This is a genomic window from Lactobacillus sp. WILCCON 0059 (assembly GCF_057197985.1).
The window spans coordinates 753,178-769,854 of the sequence record NZ_JBUBHN010000001.1 but is presented as its reverse complement, the minus strand read 5'-3'; the positions used below and the strand labels follow the sequence as shown (position 1 = coordinate 769,854).

Below are 16,677 nucleotides of genomic sequence, written 5' to 3'. Positions count from 1 at the left end.
TCTCTTCTCTCTTGTCAGTACTTTGCTTACAAAAAGTAACATACTTAAGTTTTAGGCAAAAAAGAAAGGCTGGTCAAGCCAGTCTTTCTGTCAAAAAGTTCATTTAATTAGTTCTGCGGCCCTTTGGTCCGGACGATTTCTACCAGATTCTTGCATCCTTGAACCAGGTCCTCCATGCCGACCATGGGGGAAATCTCCGCCCGGCTGATCCGGGCCCCGGTCAAGATGTAGTCTTCAGCTTTTTCTTCTGAGGAATCATTCTTATCCTTTTCCGTGGCTTCTTGCTCTTTGGCTTCTTCAGGCTTAAAGCGTTCCTTCAAAAGCCAGACCAGGTTGGTCCGCCGCTCATTGCCCTTGACCCGCATGGCCTGGGCAAAAGCCTGCTCCTGGCCAACCATGACCAGCTTCTGGGAAGCCCGGGTGATGGCCGTGTACAAAAGGTTCCGCTTGAGCATGATATAGTTCTGCATGGTTAAACAGAGAATGACCAAAGGAAATTCCGACCCCTGGGACTTGTGGATGGTGATGGCATAGGCCCGGGTCAGATTGTTCAAGTCAGCTTGCGTATAGGCCACTTCCTTGCCGTCAAAATTGACCAAAAGCTTGACCTCATCATCTTCGTCTTCCATTATTTCCGGGTCAACGGAAGCAACCTTGCCGATCTCGCCGTTGTAGATCCCCCGTTCCGGGTCATTTTGCAGCTGCAGGACACGGTCGTTCAAGCGGAAATTTTCGCCATGGGCTTCAACTGCTTGATCATTGCCCTTTTCCGGATTAATTACCTGCTGGAGGGTGTCGTTCAAGCTGTTGATCCCCCCGTCACCCCGGTACATGGCACCCAGAACCTGGATGTCGTCTGCCGCAAAGCCGCTCTTTAAGGCTGCCCGGGTGATCTGCTCGACAGCGCTAGGCACGGCATGGGGCGGGCAGGGAATAAAGGAGTAGCTGGCCGTTTTTTGCAAGAGGACAGCCGGGTTGGCCCCTTCATTAACCGCGTGAGCCAGAGGAATAATCGTTGAATCATCTTTTTGCCGGTGGACCACCTGCAATTGGCAGGTTGGAATGAAGTCCGCCTCAATCAAGTCAGCAAAAACTTTCCCTGCCCCAACGGATGGCAATTGGTCCTTGTCGCCGACAAAGACCAGGTGGCGGACATTGCTGATGGAGCTGAGCAGTTTTTCAAAGAGGTAGATGTCAACCATGGACATTTCGTCGACGATCAAGATCTCCCCTTCCAAATCATTCAGCTCCATCTCCTCGCTGTTGTCGATCCCCAGGCCCAAAAGGCGGTGGATGGTCTTGGCCGGATAACCGGTCACTTCCCCCATCCGCTTGGCGGCCCGGCCAGTTGGGGCAGCCAGGAGAATTGCTTCTTCAGCTTCTTCTTCGTCCATGTCGGCCAGGTCCTTTAAAGCCAGCAGGATCCCGTCAATGATGGTCGTCTTCCCGCTCCCTGGCCCCCCTGTCAAGATTGATACCGGACTGGTTACCGCGTTCTTGATGGCCTGCTTTTGCTCAGGATCATAGCTGATCCCCAGCTTTTTTTCAGCCCGCTTGATGGCCTGGTCCAAGTCCTTGTCTTTGTAGTCCTCTTCCTTGCCCTTGGCCAAAAGGTCAGCCAGGTCAGTCACGATCTCACTTTCCACTTGAAATGGTCCAAGCAGGCTGGCCCGGCCATCTTCCACGACGACCTTTTTCTTGTCTTGCAGGTCATTGACCGCTTCAGCCAGGCGGTCATAATTGATATTTGTCAGTTCCTTGGCCGCCGGCAAAAGCTGATCCAGTTCCAGATAGGTTTCCCCATCCATAGTCAAGGCCTGGAGCAAAACGGCCAGGATGCCGCCATTAGCCCGCTCCAAACTGTCAAGGTCAATGCCAAAGCCAATTCCCAGATGGTCGGCCTGCTTGAAGGAATAGCCGGTCACCTCGCCTAAAGGCAGGTAGGGGTCAGCCTGCAGTTTTTTCAAGGTCTGGTCATGGTACTTCTGGTAGAGGCGGCCGGCCACCTTGCGGGGAATCCCGTAACTGGCCAAAGTCATGGCCAGGTCGTCAAAAGAGTCCATCTGGGCCAGGCCAGACAAGAGGCTGTCTTTTTGCTTTTGGGAAAGATCCAGCTTGGCAATCAAGGCCGGATCAGCTTGCAGGCTCTTCAGGCCTCCGCCGCCCAGCTGGTCAACGATTTTTTCCGCTGTTTTGGGCCCAATGCCGGGGAACTTGTCAGAAGACAGGTACTTGACCACCCCGCCGGTTTCTTTAGGCAGGGCTGGCTGGCAGCCAGTCGCTTGAAACTGCAGGCCATACTTGGGGTGAGTGACCAGTTCACCGGTAAAGCTGTATTCCTGGCCAATTTCCAGGTCTCCGAAGGTCCCCGTCACCTTGATTTCGTCATCGTCGTAGCCGGCCAGAGGCGTATTTACGGCGACCAGCAAGATCTTGTACATATTTTGCGCGTTTTCATAAATCACGCTCTTTACTTCACCGCTAAACTCGGTCATTTCCCGCTCCTTATTATTCTTTACCTGCCCCTGCCTTTCCCTGGCTCAAAAGCTTCAGCAGGGACTCATATTGATCCTTGGCTTTTTGATAATATTTGGGATCCTGCTCCTTGGATTTGGCAAAAAATTCTTCTGCCTTGTCCCGGTCTTGGCTGAAATAAGTGAGACCCAGCAAAAAATTCAGCTTGCTTGTTCTCTGCCCTTCAGCAATCTCCAGGTAGCTGGCCCGGGCAGACTCTAGTTCTCCCAGGGCCAGCCAGATGTCACCGATGAGTTCTTTTACCCGGTCGTCGCTCTCTTTGATCGACAAGGCATAAGCCAGAGCCTTCTGGCTTTGGCCCAGCTTAAGGTAGACCAGGGCCTTTTGGTACATGGTCATGTCGTCATCCGGAATCTGGGCCAAGCGGGCCAGGGCCTGGTCAAAGTCGCCCAAGGCGTAGTCACAGACAGCCAGGTCATAGGTCAAGGCCTGGGGGTCTTCCGCGATCCCCCGCGCCTTGGTCAAAAGCTCCCTGGCTTGCTCAGCGCTGCCCTGGTCGAGAAGATAAGTTGCCAGCTGCAAGTAATTGTCAGTTTCCCGGGGATTATGGTCGATTTTTTCAATCAAGGCATGAATCGCCTGGTCGACTTTTCCTTCTTCATAAAGCTGATTGATCTTTTGCTCCATTACAAACCATCCGTTTCTGACATTTTATGTCCTAAAGGAGTAACGTCTGACCACTTGACCAATTTAAAGTCTGCCCCGGTATCCTGGCTTTCCAAAATTGAAACGCTGGTGTTGTAGATGACTCCATTTTTCCGCAAGTTTGCCAGGTCATAGCCCAAAAGCGCCCCCATGATAGCTGACAAAACTGCCCCGTGGCTGACCACCAGAACCTTGTCGCTGTCTTTCGGGTACTTCTTGGCCATTTCCCGGCCGAAGTCCAGGCCCCTCGCCATGGCATGCTCATAGCTTTCACCCTCTACGACGCTATTGTCATATTTGTCCGGGTGATGCCAAAAATTGTCGATCTCCTGGGGATAGAGCTTCTCCGCCTCTGCATACTTCATCCCTTCCAGCTTGCCCAGGTTCATTTCCCGCAAGCGTTCATCGATATGCAGGGGCAGGCGGATCCCGGCCGCATCAATCAGCCCTTGGGCCGTCATTCTTGCCCGGTCCAGAGGACTGGCGTAAACAGCCTTAAAATGTTCCCCTTTTAAATAACGTCCCAGCTTCTCAATGTCGGCCAAACTTTCCGGCAGCAATTTTGAATCGCCTTGTCCGCCCTGGAAGCGCTGCTCCAGGTTCCACTGAGTCTTGCCATGTCTTACAAAATATATTTCCATAATTTTTATCGCCTCTCGTAACTATCGCTATTTATTATAGCAAAAGCCTAACCCCAAAAACACGAACAAGGCCAAGTCCGCTGGGACTTGGCCTTGCCGTTAAACTAATTGCAGCTTTTTGTCATCCTTGAAGGCAGCGTCAATGTTTCCGCCGCCTAGGCATTCCTCGCCATCGTATAAAACCAGGGCCTGGCCCGGGGTAACCGCCCGGGCTGGCTCGTCGAAGTAGACGTCAGCCGTCTTGCTGTCCGCGTGATACTTGACAGTAACGCCGACATCGCACTGCCGGTAGCGGAACTTGGCGGTCGCCTTAAATTCCGTATCTTGGTCAGGATTGCCGGTAAAGAAAGTCATGCCGGAAGCCTGCAGGCGGTCAGCGTAAAGGCGGGGGCTGTCATAGCCCTGCTCAACGATCAGCTGGTTCTTTGCCAGGTCCTTGCCCACGACAAACCACGGAGCAGTGGACTGCTTGGTTGAACCCAGGCCCAGGCCCTGCCGCTGGCCGATCGTGTAATACATGAGGCCAGCGTGCTGGCCGACAACCTGCCCGTCCGGAGTAACCATGTCCCCGCCTTGGGCTGGCAGGAATTCGCTGAGGAAGTGCTTGAAGTTTCTTTCCCCAATGAAGCAAATCCCAGTTGAGTCCTTCTTCTTGGCGTTGACCAGGCCGGCTTCTTCGGCAATCCGCCGCACTTCCGGCTTAGTCAGGTCCTGCAGGGGGAACATGACCCGCTTGATCTGTTCTTGGGTCAATTGACTTAAGAAGTAAGTCTGGTCCTTGTTGCCATCCTTTGGCCGCATCATGTGGGTCACGCCATTTTCATCAACCATGGTCTTGGCATAGTGACCCATGGCCAGGTAGTCAGCGTCCAGGGCCAGGGCATATTCCAGGAAGGACTTGAACTTGATCTCGGTGTTGCACATGATGTCGGGATTAGGCGTGCGGCCAGCCTTGTACTCCTTCAAAAAGTACTGGAAGACCCGCTCCCAGTATTCTTTTTCGAAGTTGATCGAATAGTAAGGGATGCCGATCTTGTCGGCAACCTTTTTGACGTCTTCGTAGTCTTCAGTTGCCGTGCAGACACCATCATCATTGGTATCATCCCAGTTCTTCATAAAAACGCCGACGACGTCGTAGCCTTGCCGCTTGAGCAAAAGGGCTGCTACTGAAGAGTCAACCCCGCCGCTCATGCCGACAACGACTCTGATCTTGCTATTGTCAACCATTAAATCAATCCTTCACTTCGCTTAAAATCTTCCGCTCCTCCAGGTCCTTCAAGATATAGTCCAAAAGTTCAACCGTCGGAGCCAGCTGCTTGTTTTTAAAAATGTTTACCTTCTTCAGGCCGCTTGGATCCGTAACGACCATAGTCAAGCCGGACAAGTCACTCTTGATCGTCATCTTCAGCTTGGTCGTCGCGTTGTAAGGCGATTCGTTGTAAAGTGGGTGCTCGTAGACGAAGTTGCCCCGGGGGGTCTTCTGGAAGCCAGCGTCAATCAACGCATACAGCTTCACGTCTGGATTAAGCATGAACTTCCGCTTGTCGCCATTGATCATCACAGTATTAGCCATAAAGTAAAACCTCGCTTATTAATTGTAAGTACATTCCTTCAAAAAAGCAACTATTTAGTCTTCCCGCTTCCGGTCCTGCAGCTTGCGGGCCACCTTTACCAAGGCATCCGCGAAAGCTTCCACTTCTTCCGCCGTGTTGTAGCGGCCAAAAGAAATCCGGATCGATTCGCTGACCTTTGGCGAATCCTGGCCAAACATAGCCGTCAAAACGTGTGACGGGGTCAGGCTGCCGGCCGTGCAAGCAGAACCGCCCGACACTTCAAAGCCGGCCAGGTCCAGGTTGGCCAGAAGGACATAAGTGGACAGGCCGTTTAAGCGCAGGTTCAAGACATGGTGAGAAACCAGGCCGGTCAAGGGGCTGTTGACCTCGTAGGCTACCCCGCTTTCATCCAGCCGGCTCAAGACAATCTTCTGGAAGTCAGTGTACTTGGCCTGCAGGTCAGCCTTGGATTCAGCTTGCACTTCAGCTACTGCCTGGCCAAAGCCGGCGATCCCCGGCACGTTTTCCGTACCGGCCCGCCGTTTCAATTCCTGGTCGCCGCCATAAATCCGGTTTGGCAGGCGGATCCCGTCTCTTTCATACAGGAAGCCCAGGAATTTCGGCCCATAGATCTTGTGGGCTGAGGTCGACATAAAATCGATTCCCATTTCTTCAACATCCAGATCGATGTTGCCCAGACCCTGGACAGCGTCAACGTGGAAGAAGGCATTGCTTTCCTTGACGATTTGCCCGATTTCCTTGAGGGGGTTGATGCTGCCAACTTCGTTGTTGACCGCCATGACTGAGACCAGAATCGTGTCGTCTCTGATGGCCTCGTGCAGCTGGTCAAGGGAAATGTGCCCGTCCCCGTCAACGTCCAGGTAGGTCACTTCGTAGCCGAGTTCTTCCAAGTGCTGCATTGATTTTAAGACTGATTCATGCTCGATCTTGGTCGTAATCAAGTGCCGGCCCACGTCTTTCTGCATTTCCGCCACGCCAAAAATTACCGTGTTGTTGCTTTCTGAACCGCCGGAGGTAAAAATAATCTCCTGGTCCTTGGCATTGATGGCCTGGGCAATCGTGTGCCGGGCCGTTTCCACGGTGTTGCGGGCCTTCCGGCCCAGAGTGTGGGTGCTGGAAGCATTGCCGAAGTCATTGGCCATTTCATCAGCGATCACGTCAATGACGGTCGGTGACATCGGCGTCGTTGCCGCGTTGTCAAGATATACCTGCTTCATTTACAAATCATTCTCCCTTAAGTATTCCACGATCAGTTCTGCCGCCTGGGCACCAACCTTTCTGACAAAGGCGGCAAAGTCATTGTCGGCATCTTCATCCCCATTATCGGAAATTGCCCGCAAAGCAATCAACGGCACGTTAAAGTGGTAGGCCACTTGGGCAAAAGCCGCCCCTTCCATTTCCACGCACAGGGCAGTTGGGAAATTGCCCAGAATTTCATCTTTTTGCGCCTGAGAGGAAATAAAGGAGTCCCCGGTCACGACCAGGCCTTCCTTGTAGGCTACGCCCTTTTTGGCCAAAAAGTCCTTGAACTTGTCTCTTTCCGCGCTGTCCAGCTTAAAGCGGGCCGGTTCCTGCGGAATCTGCCCTTCGACATAGTTGCCCGCTGAAGTGTTGTGGGCATCGTGATAGGCAAATTCGCTTGGCAAAACCAGGTCCATCCGCTGAACATCTTTTTGCAAAGACCCGGCTGACCCGGTCATGATGACCAGGTCCATCTTTTCTTTGGCCAAAAGGCTGGTCAGGTTCATGGCCGCCTGGACCTTGCCGATCCCAGTCAAGCCCAGGTAAAGATCGTTGCCGGCAACGGAAAAATGCTCGAATTCAGTTGAACCGAACATTTCTTTTTTACCTGAGGAAAAGTATTGATGATAAAATTCAGCTTCTTCAGCCATTGGCACAACGATTGCAATTTTCATCGGTAATCCTCAATTCAATTTAAAATTTCAATAAAATTACCCAAACCAGGATGATTAAAAGGCACACGACCAGGATAGCAAAATTCAGCCTTTTTTTCAGCCTTTCTGCCTTCAGGGCTTTCTGCTCCTGGTTCTGCTTAAAAGCAGGAAAAGCAGCTGAATCAGCTGCTTCCTGTCTATTTGCCTTTTCTGCTTGTTCTGCCTGGCGGCGGCGGTAATCGGAACGTTTCTCTGTCATAGTCTAACCTTCTGAACCGGTCAGCAGCATGTTTTCCCATACGGAAATAGCATAAATGGTCTTCGCGTCGACAATTTTGCCCTCTGTCAACAGGTTCTTTAACTCTTCAAGACTGTACCATTCTGCCGTTAAAAATTCGTCCTCGTCCAGGTCCAGCTTGTCAGCCACTGGGCTGAGCGTGTCACAGTAGAAGAGGTACAGCTTTTCATTGCAAAATCCTGGTGAAGTGTAGAATTCGGCAACCTTTTCCCAGTATTCGGCTTTCAGGCCGCCTTCTTCATTTAACTCCCGCTTCATTGCATCCAAGGGACTCACGTCGGTAGCGTCAACCATTCCGGCTGGAATTTCGAGAGTCAGCTGCTTGATTGCTTCCCGCCATTGCGTAACCAGGAGCATCTTCTTTTCATCGTTGATGCAGATGGCCGCTGAGGCAGGCCGGTGGTCGACCAGCTCTCTGGAGGCGGTTTTCCCATTTGGCAGCATCACGTTTTCAACCCGCAGGTTGATGAAGCTGCCGTGGAAAGCCTCCTTCGTTGAAATTTCAGTTTCCTTTAAATCCATATGTCATTCCTTTGCTTAGTCTTTGGCCAAGTAAACGTTGATGCACTGCAGGCCGTGTTTACCTTGGGCAAGCTGGTATCTCACCCGCTGGCCGACTTCAAGCCTCTTATAGCCCTCCTCCTTGATGGTGGTATAAAAGACAAAATATGATTTGTGATTTTGATCGTCTTCGATAAAGCCGAAACTTGCTTTTTCGGCAAATTGCTTTACAACTCCGGTCCGCATTAGTCTTCCAAGCCTTCTTCAAGTACTTCCGGGTGATCGCTGACCACGATAGATGCGCAGCGGCCGCACAATTGCGGCAGACGGCTGTCAGCACCCAGGTCAGTCCGGTACATCCGGCAGCGTGGGCAGACTTCGCCTTCGGCCCGGCGGACAAGGACGCTGGCGTGGTCAAATTTCTTGGCGTCAGCCGGTACTTCTCCTTGACCCATGACCAAGTTGGACACGATCAAGATTTCCCGGAAGTCTTCACCAGCCAGCTTGTCCAAGGCAGCCTTGATTTCTTCACTTGGGTAAACGGTCACGCTGGCTTCGAAGGACTTACCGATCAGCTTTTGGTCCCGGGCTTCTTCCAGAGCCTTCAGAACGTCATCGCGGAGCTTCATGAATTCGCCCCAGCTTTCCTTCAAGGCGTCAGCATTAGCGTAGTCTTCGATTTCAGGGAAGTTGGACAGGTAGACGTCTTCTTCATTTTCCTTCAAGTAGCCCCAAACTTCGCCCATGGTGTGCGGCAAAATTGGTGCCAGGATCTTAGCCAGCTTGACAGCGGCATCGTAGATCACCGTCTGCATTGACCGGCGGGCGTGGCTGTCCTTGCCTTCGATGTAGAGGACATCCTTGGCAAAGTCCAGGTAGAAGGCGGACAGGTCGTTGGTGATGAACTTGAAGACCAGCTTGTAAACGTCAGCGAAGTCATACTTGTCGTAGTTGACAATGCTTTCGGCAACCAAGTCGTTGAGCTTGACTTCCAGGTACTGGTCGATCTTGCGCAGGTCCTTGTAAGCTACCCGGTCCTTTTCCGGATCAAAGTCAGCCGTGTTGGCCAGCATGTAGCGGAAGGTGTTTCTGATCTTCCGGTAGCCTTCTGAAACCTGGCGCAGGATGTCCATTGACACGCCAACGTCACCGGATGCGTCAACGGAAGCAACCCAGAGGCGGATGATTTCAGCCCCCATTTGCTTGATGACGTCGTTAGGAGCGATCGTGTTGCCCAATGACTTGGACATCTTCCGCCCTTGCCCGTCCAAAGTAAAGCCTTGAGACAGGACTGACTTGTAAGGAGCCACCCCGTTAGTCGCCACGCTGGTGATCAAACTGGAGTTGAACCAGCCCCGGTATTGGTCGCTGCCTTCCAGGTACATGGAAGTCGGGTAGTGGACGTCTCTGCCCAGAGCCTGAACCCCGCTCCAGGATGACCCGGAGTCAAACCAAACGTCCAAGATGTCAGTTTCCTTGGTGAACTTGCCATTTGGTGAGTGTTCTGAAGTAAAGCCTTCTGGCAAAAGTTCTTCAACCGGGTGGGTGAACCAGGCGTTGGAGCCTTCCTTGGCAAAGAGGTCAGCCACGTGTTCGATCGTTTCATGAGTCACGATAGCCGTGCCGTCTTCAGCGTAGAAGATCGGCAAAGGCACGCCCCAGGCACGTTGGCGGGAAATTACCCAGTCGCCCCGGTCCTTGATCATGTTGTAAAGACGGGTCTTGCCCCAGGCCGGGTAGAAGGTGGTTTTTTCAATCTGGTCCAGGATCTGGTCTCTGAACTTGGAGATTGAGGCAAACCATTGAGTGGTTGCCCGGTAGACTACCGGCTTCTTGGTCCGCCAGTCGTGAGCGGCGGAGTGGACAAAGGTGCTGTAGTGCAAAAGGTTGCCGGCAGCTGCCAGTTTTTCCTTAACGATTTCGTTGGTATCAGTGTAGAACTTGCCAACCAGGTCCGGGTCAGGGATTTCTTCAGTGAAGCAGCCCTTGTTGTCCATTGGTGACAAAACGTCAAAGCCGTAGCGCATGGCGGTGTTGTAGTCGTCTTCACCAAAGCCGGAAGCGGTGTGGACCAGGCCAGTACCATCATCGTCAGTAACATAGACGGCTTCCATCAAAAGGCTGTCGCGGCCTTCGATGTAAGGGTGCTTGGCCACCATGTATTCCATGTCCGTCCCCTTAAGGTGCTGAACAGTCTTGTAGTCGTCCCAGCCCAAAATTTCGGCTACGGCGCTTAAGCGGTCAGTGCCAACAACGTAGCGGCGGTCGCCGACTTCAACGACTGAGTAGTCAAACTTCGGGTTGACGGCGATCCCTTGGTTGGAAGGAATAGTCCATGGAGTGGTCGTCCAGATCAGGAAGTAGGTGTTCTCTTCACTCAGCTTGCCCTTGCCGTCCTTGACCGGGAAGGAGATGTAGATTGATGGTGATTCCACGTCGTGGTATTCAACTTCGGCTTCAGCCAAAGTTGATTCACTGGACCAGGACCAGTAAACCGGCTTCTTGCCTTGGTAGATGTAGCCATTTTCGTACATCTTGCCGAAGACCCGGATTTCAGCAGCCTCAAATTCCGGCAAAAGGGTGATGTAAGGGTGGTCCCAGTCGCCCATGACGCCCAAGCGCTTGAAGTCGGTCCGCTGCTTTTCAACCTGCTCCATGGCAAACTTCCGGCACAGTTCCCGGTAAGCAGCCCGGTCCATGGTCTTGCGGTCAACGCCTTGCTTGGTCAATTGCTGCTCAATTGGCAGGCCGTGGGTATCCCAGCCTGGAACGTAAGGAGCATAGTAACCTTCCATGTTCTTACTCCGGACGATGATGTCCTTGGTGATCTTGTTCAAGGCGTGACCCATGTGGATGTTGCCGTTGGCAAATGGAGGGCCGTCGTGAAGGTCGAATCTTTCATGGCCTTCGTTAAGCTTCAAGCGTCTTTCGTAAAACTTCTGGTCTTCCCAGTTCTTTTCCCATTCTGCTTCCCGCTTGGGCAGGTTGCCCCGCATCGGGAACTTGGTCTTGCCCAGGTTCAGCGTATCCTTAACCCGCATATGTAAAAATCCTTTCGCTAAAATAAAAAGCCTCATCCTAAAATAGGACGAGACTATCGTGGTACCACCTAAATTGAGCCCCGAAGGGCCCCACTCCTGCCGGCTTATCGTGCCGGCCCCCGTTCAGACCAATCGGCAGCTGATCGCTCGCCGGCTTGTGTTAATCTTCCACCATCATTAACTCGCTAAGGTCGCCTTTAAGCAGGACTGTCAGTCTGATTTATTAATCGTAATTATGTAAGAGATAAAAAAACAATGAAAAAAGTTTTCTATCTACAGTAAAAGAGTTTAAGGCATCAACCGGCCCTTTGTCAAATATTTATTGCTTTTTGCTGGCCAATACTGGCCTTCCAGCCGGAGGCGGCATTTTTTGCTGGGCTGAGCGGACAAGAGCTTGACCCGGCCAAAGCGGCGCAGGCTCAAGATGTCCCCGACTTTCAGCAGGCTTTCCCCCTTCATTTCTTCATGCCAGTTTAAGCGGACCTCGCCAGCTTCCAAAGCCTCTTTTACCTGGCTGCGGGATTTATTGCTTAGAGCCGCTAAAACCGCGTCCAGGCGCATAGAGGACGCCACAGCAGTAATAGTCTCGGAATTGTCCTCTGCTTCTAAGCGGTCTTTTAACGGCTTCTCTTTGAGGCGGACCTTGACCGGCCCCATCCGGTCGATCTGACTGGCAAAAAATTCGGCCAGTTCTTTTTCCGCGAAAAACTGCCATCGGCCTTGCCCATCCGTAATGATGTCGCCAAAGGTGCCGGTCTTTACCCCGGAATTGGCCAAGCTGCCCAGAATCTGGCTATGGCGGAGGCTGGCGAACTTTTGCGGATAGGCAATTTCAAAAAGCTGAACCTGGTAGTCATCTGGCTTCAGGTTCTCCCATTCAAGACTAATGTAGAGACGGCACTTTTCTGCTTCTTCATAGCCGCCAAAAGCCTGCACGATGGCTTCCCCGCCAGCGATCGTCTCCATGATCTGCCTTTGCCGGGGGTCCAGGAAGTCGGTCAAGACAGCTTGACCGGTAAACAAAAGGCGATTAAAAAGACCAACAAAATGGTCAATTGTTGGTCTTTCTTCAATTGCAAAATGTGGGTAAAAGCTGCTGGCTTGGCGCTTGTCCATCATAGGAAAATCCTCCCTAAAATGTTGAAGAGCCAGCCCAAGGCAACGCTTTGGACAAAGTAGATCACAAACAAGGCAATCATCGGTGAGATGTCAATGCCAGTCGCGTAGATCAAGCGCAAGATCGGCCCCTGCCTAAAAAGGTTGACAAAGGGGTTGACAATTCGGTCAATCCAACGGCCAACCGCTGATTCGCTGATCGCCGGAATCCAAGACATAAAGGCATCAATAATGATCAAGAGGCTGTAAGCTTCACAGATGAAGTAGAGCAGCCGGTACAAAAAAACCAAAAATGTTTGCATTAACCTAAAGTATCTTTCTTATCAAGCAGTTCAGTGATCTTGCCGTCAGTTTCAAACTTCGGCGGGGTAGCCAGGAAGATCTTGTCGCCAACGCGCTGGATTTCACCATTGAGGGCGTAAACCGTCCCGGTGATGAAGTCAACCACCCGGCGGGCAGAAGCATCGTCCATCCGGCTGAAGTTGATGATGATCGCCTTTTGGTTGAGCAAGTTCTGAGCTACTTCCTTAGCATCAGAGTAAACCCGCGGTTCGTAAAGAACGATCTTGCTTGGGCCGCTGCCAGCTTGGCCGGACTTGATGGATACGACATTGCTGTCGCGGTTGTTGCTTGGCCGGTAGCTGTTTTGCATCTCTTCTTGTTCTTCGTAGCGGTCTTCGTAGCTGTCTCTTTCCTCGTAGGAATCGTTATCGCCGAAGCCGAAAAAGTCTTTCAATTTGTTGTTCATTTATTCTGCCTCCTTTACCGGTCCCGGCGATGCTTGAAGAACGGAATGTCGTCATCATCATCGTCGTCGTAATCGGTGTTGATGTCAATTTGTGAAATCGTGCTGCTCGGATCAGCATCCAGCTTTGCATCTTTTTCTTCAGCCTGCCGCTTCTGTTCTTCTGGGTTCTGCCGTCTTGAGTAGTCATCGTCGTTGAGGCCCCAAACGCTGATTGGGTCCATCATGGCTGGCTTCTCTTCCTTAACCGGGCTGGCCGGCTTGACTTCTTCTTGCACTGGAGCTTCTTGCACTGGAGCAGCTGGAGCTGCTTCTTCTGGATTCAAGATCTTGGGAGCAGCTGGCTTTTCTCTAGGAGCGCTCACCTGGTGGCCGCGACCTGGCAACTGCTTAGACGCAGCTGCTTCAGCTTCGTCGTCAATCCCGGTTGCAATCACCGTAACCACGACTTCATCGCCAAGGTTAGGGTTGATGGCCGTACCGAAAATAATGTTAACGTCTTCGCCGGCAGCAGTTGAGACGATTTCTGAAGCATCCTGGGCTTCAAACAGGGTCAAGTCCGGACCGCCAGTAATGTTCAAGAGGACCTGCTTGGCCCCGTCAATTGAAACTTCCAGAAGTGGTGAGGAGATCGCCATCTTGGTTGCTTCCACCGTCCGGTTTTCACCGCTGGCCCGGCCGATCCCCATCAAGGCTGCCCCCTGGTTTTCCATGACCGTCTTGACGTCGGCGAAGTCCAGGTTCACGTAGTCAGTTGAAGTGATCAAGTCGGAAATGCCTTGGACACCCTGCTTGAGGACGTTGTCGGCTTCCTTGAAGGCTTCCATCATCGGCGTCTTCTTGTCAACGATTTCCAAAAGCCGGTTGTTGGCAACGATGACCAGAGTGTCAACGTATTCCTTCAGCTTGGCGATCCCGTCAGCGGCATTCTTGGACCGCTTAGGGCCTTCAAAACTGAATGGGCGGGTAACCACCCCAACCGTCAAAGCACCGGTTTCCCGAGCAATTTTGGCGATCACCGGGGCTGCCCCGGTACCAGTACCACCGCCCATGCCGGCAGTGATGAAGATCATGTCAGCGCCTTTAAGCGCGTCTTCAATCGTTTCTTCGCTTTCTTCAGCGGCCTTTTGCCCGGTTTCAGGATGTGAACCTGCCCCCAAGCCCCTGGTCAGTTTCGGCCCCAGCTGAATCTTAACTTCAGCGTTGTTGCTGTTCAAAGCTTGTACGTCGGTGTTGGCCGCGATGAAGGAGACGCCCTGCACGCCGTCTTCAATCATCCGGTTGACGGCATTGCCGCCCGCCCCGCCAACGCCAATTACTTTGATAACTGCGTTGTTGTTGTCATCTGAATCAAAAGTAAAATCCAAAGCCATCTACGTTTACCACCCTTAATCAAAGAACTTTCTGAAAAATGCAGCTAAGCCCTTGTTTTTATTTTCGTTATTATTAGTCTTTTCTTCATGCCGGGTTTCAGTGTCTACTTCCCCATCATGCTTAGTCTTATTATAAGCTAATTCAGTGTCATTTTCAGCTTTCCGCGTCACTCTTTTAGCATTTTTTTGACTATTTCCGCCGCTGGCCGGCCGCTCGTTGGAAGCAAGAGCTGAATCATGATAAATCACGGTGTTGGCTAGGTAGCCAATATCGCTCAGCTGGTTGGCATAGTTGACGATCCCGTAAGCCACTGAATAAACCGGGTTGCGCAGGCCAATCTGGGCAGGCTGGTAGATCTTGGCCTTGACGTCATAGTCGGCCGCTACCAATTCATCGATCCCGGCCAAAAGCGCGCTGCCGCCAGTAATGATGACCCCGGCCGGCAAGGACAGGGCATCATGGTTGTACAGGCCCCGGCCGACCCGGCGCAGGATCTGCTGCAGGCGGGCGTTGATGATCTCACTAAGATACTTCTCGCTGACCAGGTTGTTTTCGTCCTTGCCCACGGCTTTAACTGCAAATTTTTCATTTTCAGAAGCCAGGTCTGGGTCGGCATAGCCGTAGTCCCGCTTCAAGGCTTCTGCATCGCTCATGGTCGTTGACAAAACCACTGAAATGTCGTGAGTGATGTCAGCTGCCCCCTTTAGGTCAACCGTGGCGTACTTGATCTGGCCGTCGCGGATAACCGTGGCAGTCGTGCTGCCGCCGCCCATGTCCAGCAGAATTGCCCCAAAGGTTCTTTCAGCTTCATCCAGCGCCACGCTGGAAACGGCCATCGGTGCCGGAACAAAGAAGTTGTTCCGGATGCCGGCGTGCTTTAAAACCGTGTTGATGTTGTGAATCTCCGCTGACGGCGCCGTCATTACCAGCCCTTGCACCAAGAGGGAGCGGGCAATCATGGTCCGCGGGTCGTCAACGTCCTTTTCCCCGTCAATCAAAAAGCGGCTTGGGAAGAAGGCAACTGCCTGCCGGTCCTTTTTCTTGGCGGCCTTGATGGCGGCATACATCACCTGTTGCACGTCTTCATTGGCAACTTCTTTGCCAGAATCAGAAATATTGACCAGACCAGTCGCATTTTCCAGCTGCAGCATGCTGACTGGCAAAGCTGTCACCACTCGGTTGATCTTGCTGTTGGTTTTCTCGCTGACCTGCTGGATCGCGTTCTTGACAGATTCGGCAACTTGATCGATATCAACGATCTTGCCATGCCGCATCCCATGCGTTGGCGCGGCAACTGCCCCGTAAACCTGCAGCTCTTGATGAGCGGCGTCGGCAACAACGACTTTGATGCTCGTGGTCCCAATGTCCAGACCAACTAACAAAGTTGAATTATCCAAGTTTCCTTCCCCCAATTCTAATATTTAGATAATATCATAATTCTTTAAAGATACAAAATTAAGACAAGCCGTAGGCCTTTTTTTCCGCGCTGGTCAAAGGACGGGTAAAGGCACCGACTTCCATGTCAATGACACTGTTGGTTGTCAAATCCTGTTTAATCGAGTTATAGTACTTAACCTTGGATTTTATCGTCTCAGTGTTGCCGATTATCACATTGCCATCTTTCATGACCAGAATCATCTGGGTTTTGCGCCTGGTATTGCCAGACAGCATCTTGACCTGCTTTTTGAAATATTCAGGAAAAGAGTTAAAAATTTTAAGGTTGGTCTTCAAGGCCACCTGCTTGCTGTAGCCAATAAAGAGCGGCTTATCATGATCCACCTCGCTCCAAGCCAGGCTCTTGGTGCCTAGTTCCCCATTAGCGAGAATCTTCCGGTAGCTGGACCCATCCTTGATGTAGCCAATCACTTTCCGTTCATGCACCTGCATGTTCAAAGTGTTCAGCCCCTTTACTGATAAAGTAACTGAAGCAACTTCGGGGTATTTAGCGGCCAGCTTCTTGCTGATCTTCTTTTGGCTGCGCAAGGCATCGACCACCTTGTCAGAAGCCTTGATCTGGGCTACTTCAACCATGCTTTTGCCATCCAGGTCATCGGCTCCGAGCACCCTGACCGTCGATACGTCAGCCAAAGGCGAAACGTAGTAGGCTAAAAAGGCTATGGCCAAAAGGCAGACGGCCATGATCGAGCCCAGCCGGGTCAAGAGGCCCCGCCTGCGCTCTTTTTTAAGCGAAGTAAGCTGGCTCGACAATTTCCGCCCTTCCTGCCCCTGGCCAGGTTCGTGGCGTAAAAATTTAGAGAGTTCCTCTTCTGGATCTCTGCGGGTTATCCGTTTGCGAGCCATCGCTTCCTCCT

Annotated in this window: 17 protein-coding genes; all 17 read right to left on the bottom strand. The window is 52.0% G+C overall.

The window, feature by feature from the left end:
- Nucleotides 1–107: 107 nt before the first annotated feature.
- Nucleotides 108–2,495, bottom strand: a complete 2,388-nt coding sequence (gene recD2 / locus ACYVUT_RS03790) for an SF1B family DNA helicase RecD2 (protein ID WP_484501483.1) — start codon at nt 2,493–2,495, stop codon at nt 108–110.
- A 13-nt stretch (nt 2,496–2,508) separates the two neighbouring features.
- Nucleotides 2,509–3,162, bottom strand: coding sequence for a tetratricopeptide repeat protein (locus tag ACYVUT_RS03785; protein ID WP_439775537.1), 654 nt, complete (start codon nt 3,160–3,162; stop codon nt 2,509–2,511).
- Nucleotides 3,162–3,821 carry a histidine phosphatase family protein gene (locus ACYVUT_RS03780; RefSeq protein WP_484499994.1) on the bottom strand — a complete coding sequence of 220 codons (660 nt, stop codon included), beginning with the start codon at nt 3,819–3,821 and terminating at the stop codon, nt 3,162–3,164. The genes ACYVUT_RS03785 and ACYVUT_RS03780 overlap by 1 nt, the downstream gene beginning before the upstream one ends.
- Nucleotides 3,822–3,920: 99 nt before the next feature.
- Entirely contained in the window at nt 3,921–5,048 is a 1,128-nt protein-coding gene (gene mnmA, locus ACYVUT_RS03775; protein ID WP_484501482.1) for a tRNA 2-thiouridine(34) synthase MnmA, read from the bottom strand.
- A gap of 4 nt (nt 5,049–5,052) precedes the next feature.
- Entirely contained in the window at nt 5,053–5,394 is a 342-nt protein-coding gene (locus ACYVUT_RS03770; RefSeq protein ID WP_270448187.1) for a DUF1831 domain-containing protein, read from the bottom strand.
- Between the two features lie 54 nt (nt 5,395–5,448).
- Nucleotides 5,449–6,612: a cysteine desulfurase family protein gene (locus ACYVUT_RS03765; protein WP_439775533.1), complete on the bottom strand. Its 1,164-nt coding sequence runs from the start codon at nt 6,610–6,612 to the stop codon at nt 5,449–5,451.
- Entirely contained in the window at nt 6,613–7,311 is a 699-nt protein-coding gene (locus ACYVUT_RS03760) for a 5'-methylthioadenosine/adenosylhomocysteine nucleosidase (protein ID WP_484501481.1), read from the bottom strand.
- Between the two features lie 19 nt (nt 7,312–7,330).
- Nucleotides 7,331–7,549, bottom strand: coding sequence for a hypothetical protein (locus tag ACYVUT_RS03755; RefSeq protein WP_439774639.1), 219 nt, complete (start codon nt 7,547–7,549; stop codon nt 7,331–7,333).
- A gap of 3 nt (nt 7,550–7,552) precedes the next feature.
- A complete protein-coding gene (locus tag ACYVUT_RS03750; RefSeq protein WP_439774638.1) occupies nt 7,553–8,110 on the bottom strand; it encodes an NUDIX hydrolase in 558 nt (185 codons plus the stop codon).
- A gap of 15 nt (nt 8,111–8,125) precedes the next feature.
- On the bottom strand, nt 8,126–8,335 hold the full coding sequence (locus ACYVUT_RS03745; RefSeq protein ID WP_484501480.1) for a cold-shock protein: 210 nt from the start codon (nt 8,333–8,335) through the stop codon (nt 8,126–8,128).
- Nucleotides 8,335–11,130 (bottom strand): isoleucine--tRNA ligase, encoded by a 2,796-nt coding sequence (ileS, locus tag ACYVUT_RS03740; protein WP_484501479.1) that lies wholly within the window; start codon nt 11,128–11,130, stop codon nt 8,335–8,337. The genes ACYVUT_RS03745 and ileS overlap by 1 nt, the downstream gene beginning before the upstream one ends.
- Nucleotides 11,131–11,418: 288 nt before the next feature.
- On the bottom strand, nt 11,419–12,246 hold the full coding sequence (locus ACYVUT_RS03735) for a YlmH family RNA-binding protein (protein WP_484502042.1): 828 nt from the start codon (nt 12,244–12,246) through the stop codon (nt 11,419–11,421).
- A complete protein-coding gene (locus ACYVUT_RS03730; protein WP_300615333.1) occupies nt 12,246–12,548 on the bottom strand; it encodes a YggT family protein in 303 nt (100 codons plus the stop codon). The genes ACYVUT_RS03735 and ACYVUT_RS03730 overlap by 1 nt, the downstream gene beginning before the upstream one ends.
- Entirely contained in the window at nt 12,548–12,994 is a 447-nt protein-coding gene (locus ACYVUT_RS03725; RefSeq protein ID WP_484499983.1) for a cell division protein SepF, read from the bottom strand. Before ACYVUT_RS03725 ends, ACYVUT_RS03730 begins: the two co-directional genes overlap by 1 nt.
- Before the next feature lie 14 nt (nt 12,995–13,008).
- Nucleotides 13,009–14,364 (bottom strand): cell division protein FtsZ, encoded by a 1,356-nt coding sequence (ftsZ, locus tag ACYVUT_RS03720; protein WP_484501478.1) that lies wholly within the window; start codon nt 14,362–14,364, stop codon nt 13,009–13,011.
- A gap of 15 nt (nt 14,365–14,379) precedes the next feature.
- The gene (gene ftsA, locus ACYVUT_RS03715; RefSeq protein ID WP_484501477.1) at nt 14,380–15,762 is read right to left on the bottom strand and encodes a cell division protein FtsA; all 1,383 of its coding nucleotides are present in this window, start codon (nt 15,760–15,762) and stop codon (nt 14,380–14,382) included.
- A 58-nt stretch (nt 15,763–15,820) separates the two neighbouring features.
- Nucleotides 15,821–16,666: a cell division protein FtsQ/DivIB gene (locus ACYVUT_RS03710; protein WP_484501476.1), complete on the bottom strand. Its 846-nt coding sequence runs from the start codon at nt 16,664–16,666 to the stop codon at nt 15,821–15,823.
- Nucleotides 16,667–16,677: the final 11 nt, after the last annotated feature.

Bases quoted from the DNA above. Each gene is read 5' to 3' on its own strand.
- recD2 (WP_484501483.1), bottom strand. From the start codon at position 2,495: ATGACCGAGTTTAGCGGTGAAGTAAAGAGCGTGATTTATGAAAACGCG.
- ACYVUT_RS03785 (WP_439775537.1), bottom strand. From the start codon at position 3,162: ATGGAGCAAAAGATCAATCAGCTTTATGAAGAAGGAAAAGTCGACCAG.
- ACYVUT_RS03780 (WP_484499994.1), bottom strand. From the start codon at position 3,821: ATGGAAATATATTTTGTAAGACATGGCAAGACTCAGTGGAACCTGGAG.
- mnmA (WP_484501482.1), bottom strand. From the start codon at position 5,048: ATGGTTGACAATAGCAAGATCAGAGTCGTTGTCGGCATGAGCGGCGGG.
- ACYVUT_RS03770 (WP_270448187.1), bottom strand. From the start codon at position 5,394: ATGGCTAATACTGTGATGATCAATGGCGACAAGCGGAAGTTCATGCTT.
- ACYVUT_RS03765 (WP_439775533.1), bottom strand. From the start codon at position 6,612: ATGAAGCAGGTATATCTTGACAACGCGGCAACGACGCCGATGTCACCG.
- ACYVUT_RS03760 (WP_484501481.1), bottom strand. From the start codon at position 7,311: ATGAAAATTGCAATCGTTGTGCCAATGGCTGAAGAAGCTGAATTTTAT.
- ACYVUT_RS03755 (WP_439774639.1), bottom strand. From the start codon at position 7,549: ATGACAGAGAAACGTTCCGATTACCGCCGCCGCCAGGCAGAACAAGCA.
- ACYVUT_RS03750 (WP_439774638.1), bottom strand. From the start codon at position 8,110: ATGGATTTAAAGGAAACTGAAATTTCAACGAAGGAGGCTTTCCACGGC.
- ACYVUT_RS03745 (WP_484501480.1), bottom strand. From the start codon at position 8,335: ATGCGGACCGGAGTTGTAAAGCAATTTGCCGAAAAAGCAAGTTTCGGC.
- ileS (WP_484501479.1), bottom strand. From the start codon at position 11,130: ATGCGGGTTAAGGATACGCTGAACCTGGGCAAGACCAAGTTCCCGATG.
- ACYVUT_RS03735 (WP_484502042.1), bottom strand. From the start codon at position 12,246: ATGGACAAGCGCCAAGCCAGCAGCTTTTACCCACATTTTGCAATTGAA.
- ACYVUT_RS03730 (WP_300615333.1), bottom strand. From the start codon at position 12,548: ATGCAAACATTTTTGGTTTTTTTGTACCGGCTGCTCTACTTCATCTGT.
- ACYVUT_RS03725 (WP_484499983.1), bottom strand. From the start codon at position 12,994: ATGAACAACAAATTGAAAGACTTTTTCGGCTTCGGCGATAACGATTCC.
- ftsZ (WP_484501478.1), bottom strand. From the start codon at position 14,364: ATGGCTTTGGATTTTACTTTTGATTCAGATGACAACAACAACGCAGTT.
- ACYVUT_RS03710 (WP_484501476.1), bottom strand. From the start codon at position 16,666: ATGGCTCGCAAACGGATAACCCGCAGAGATCCAGAAGAGGAACTCTCT.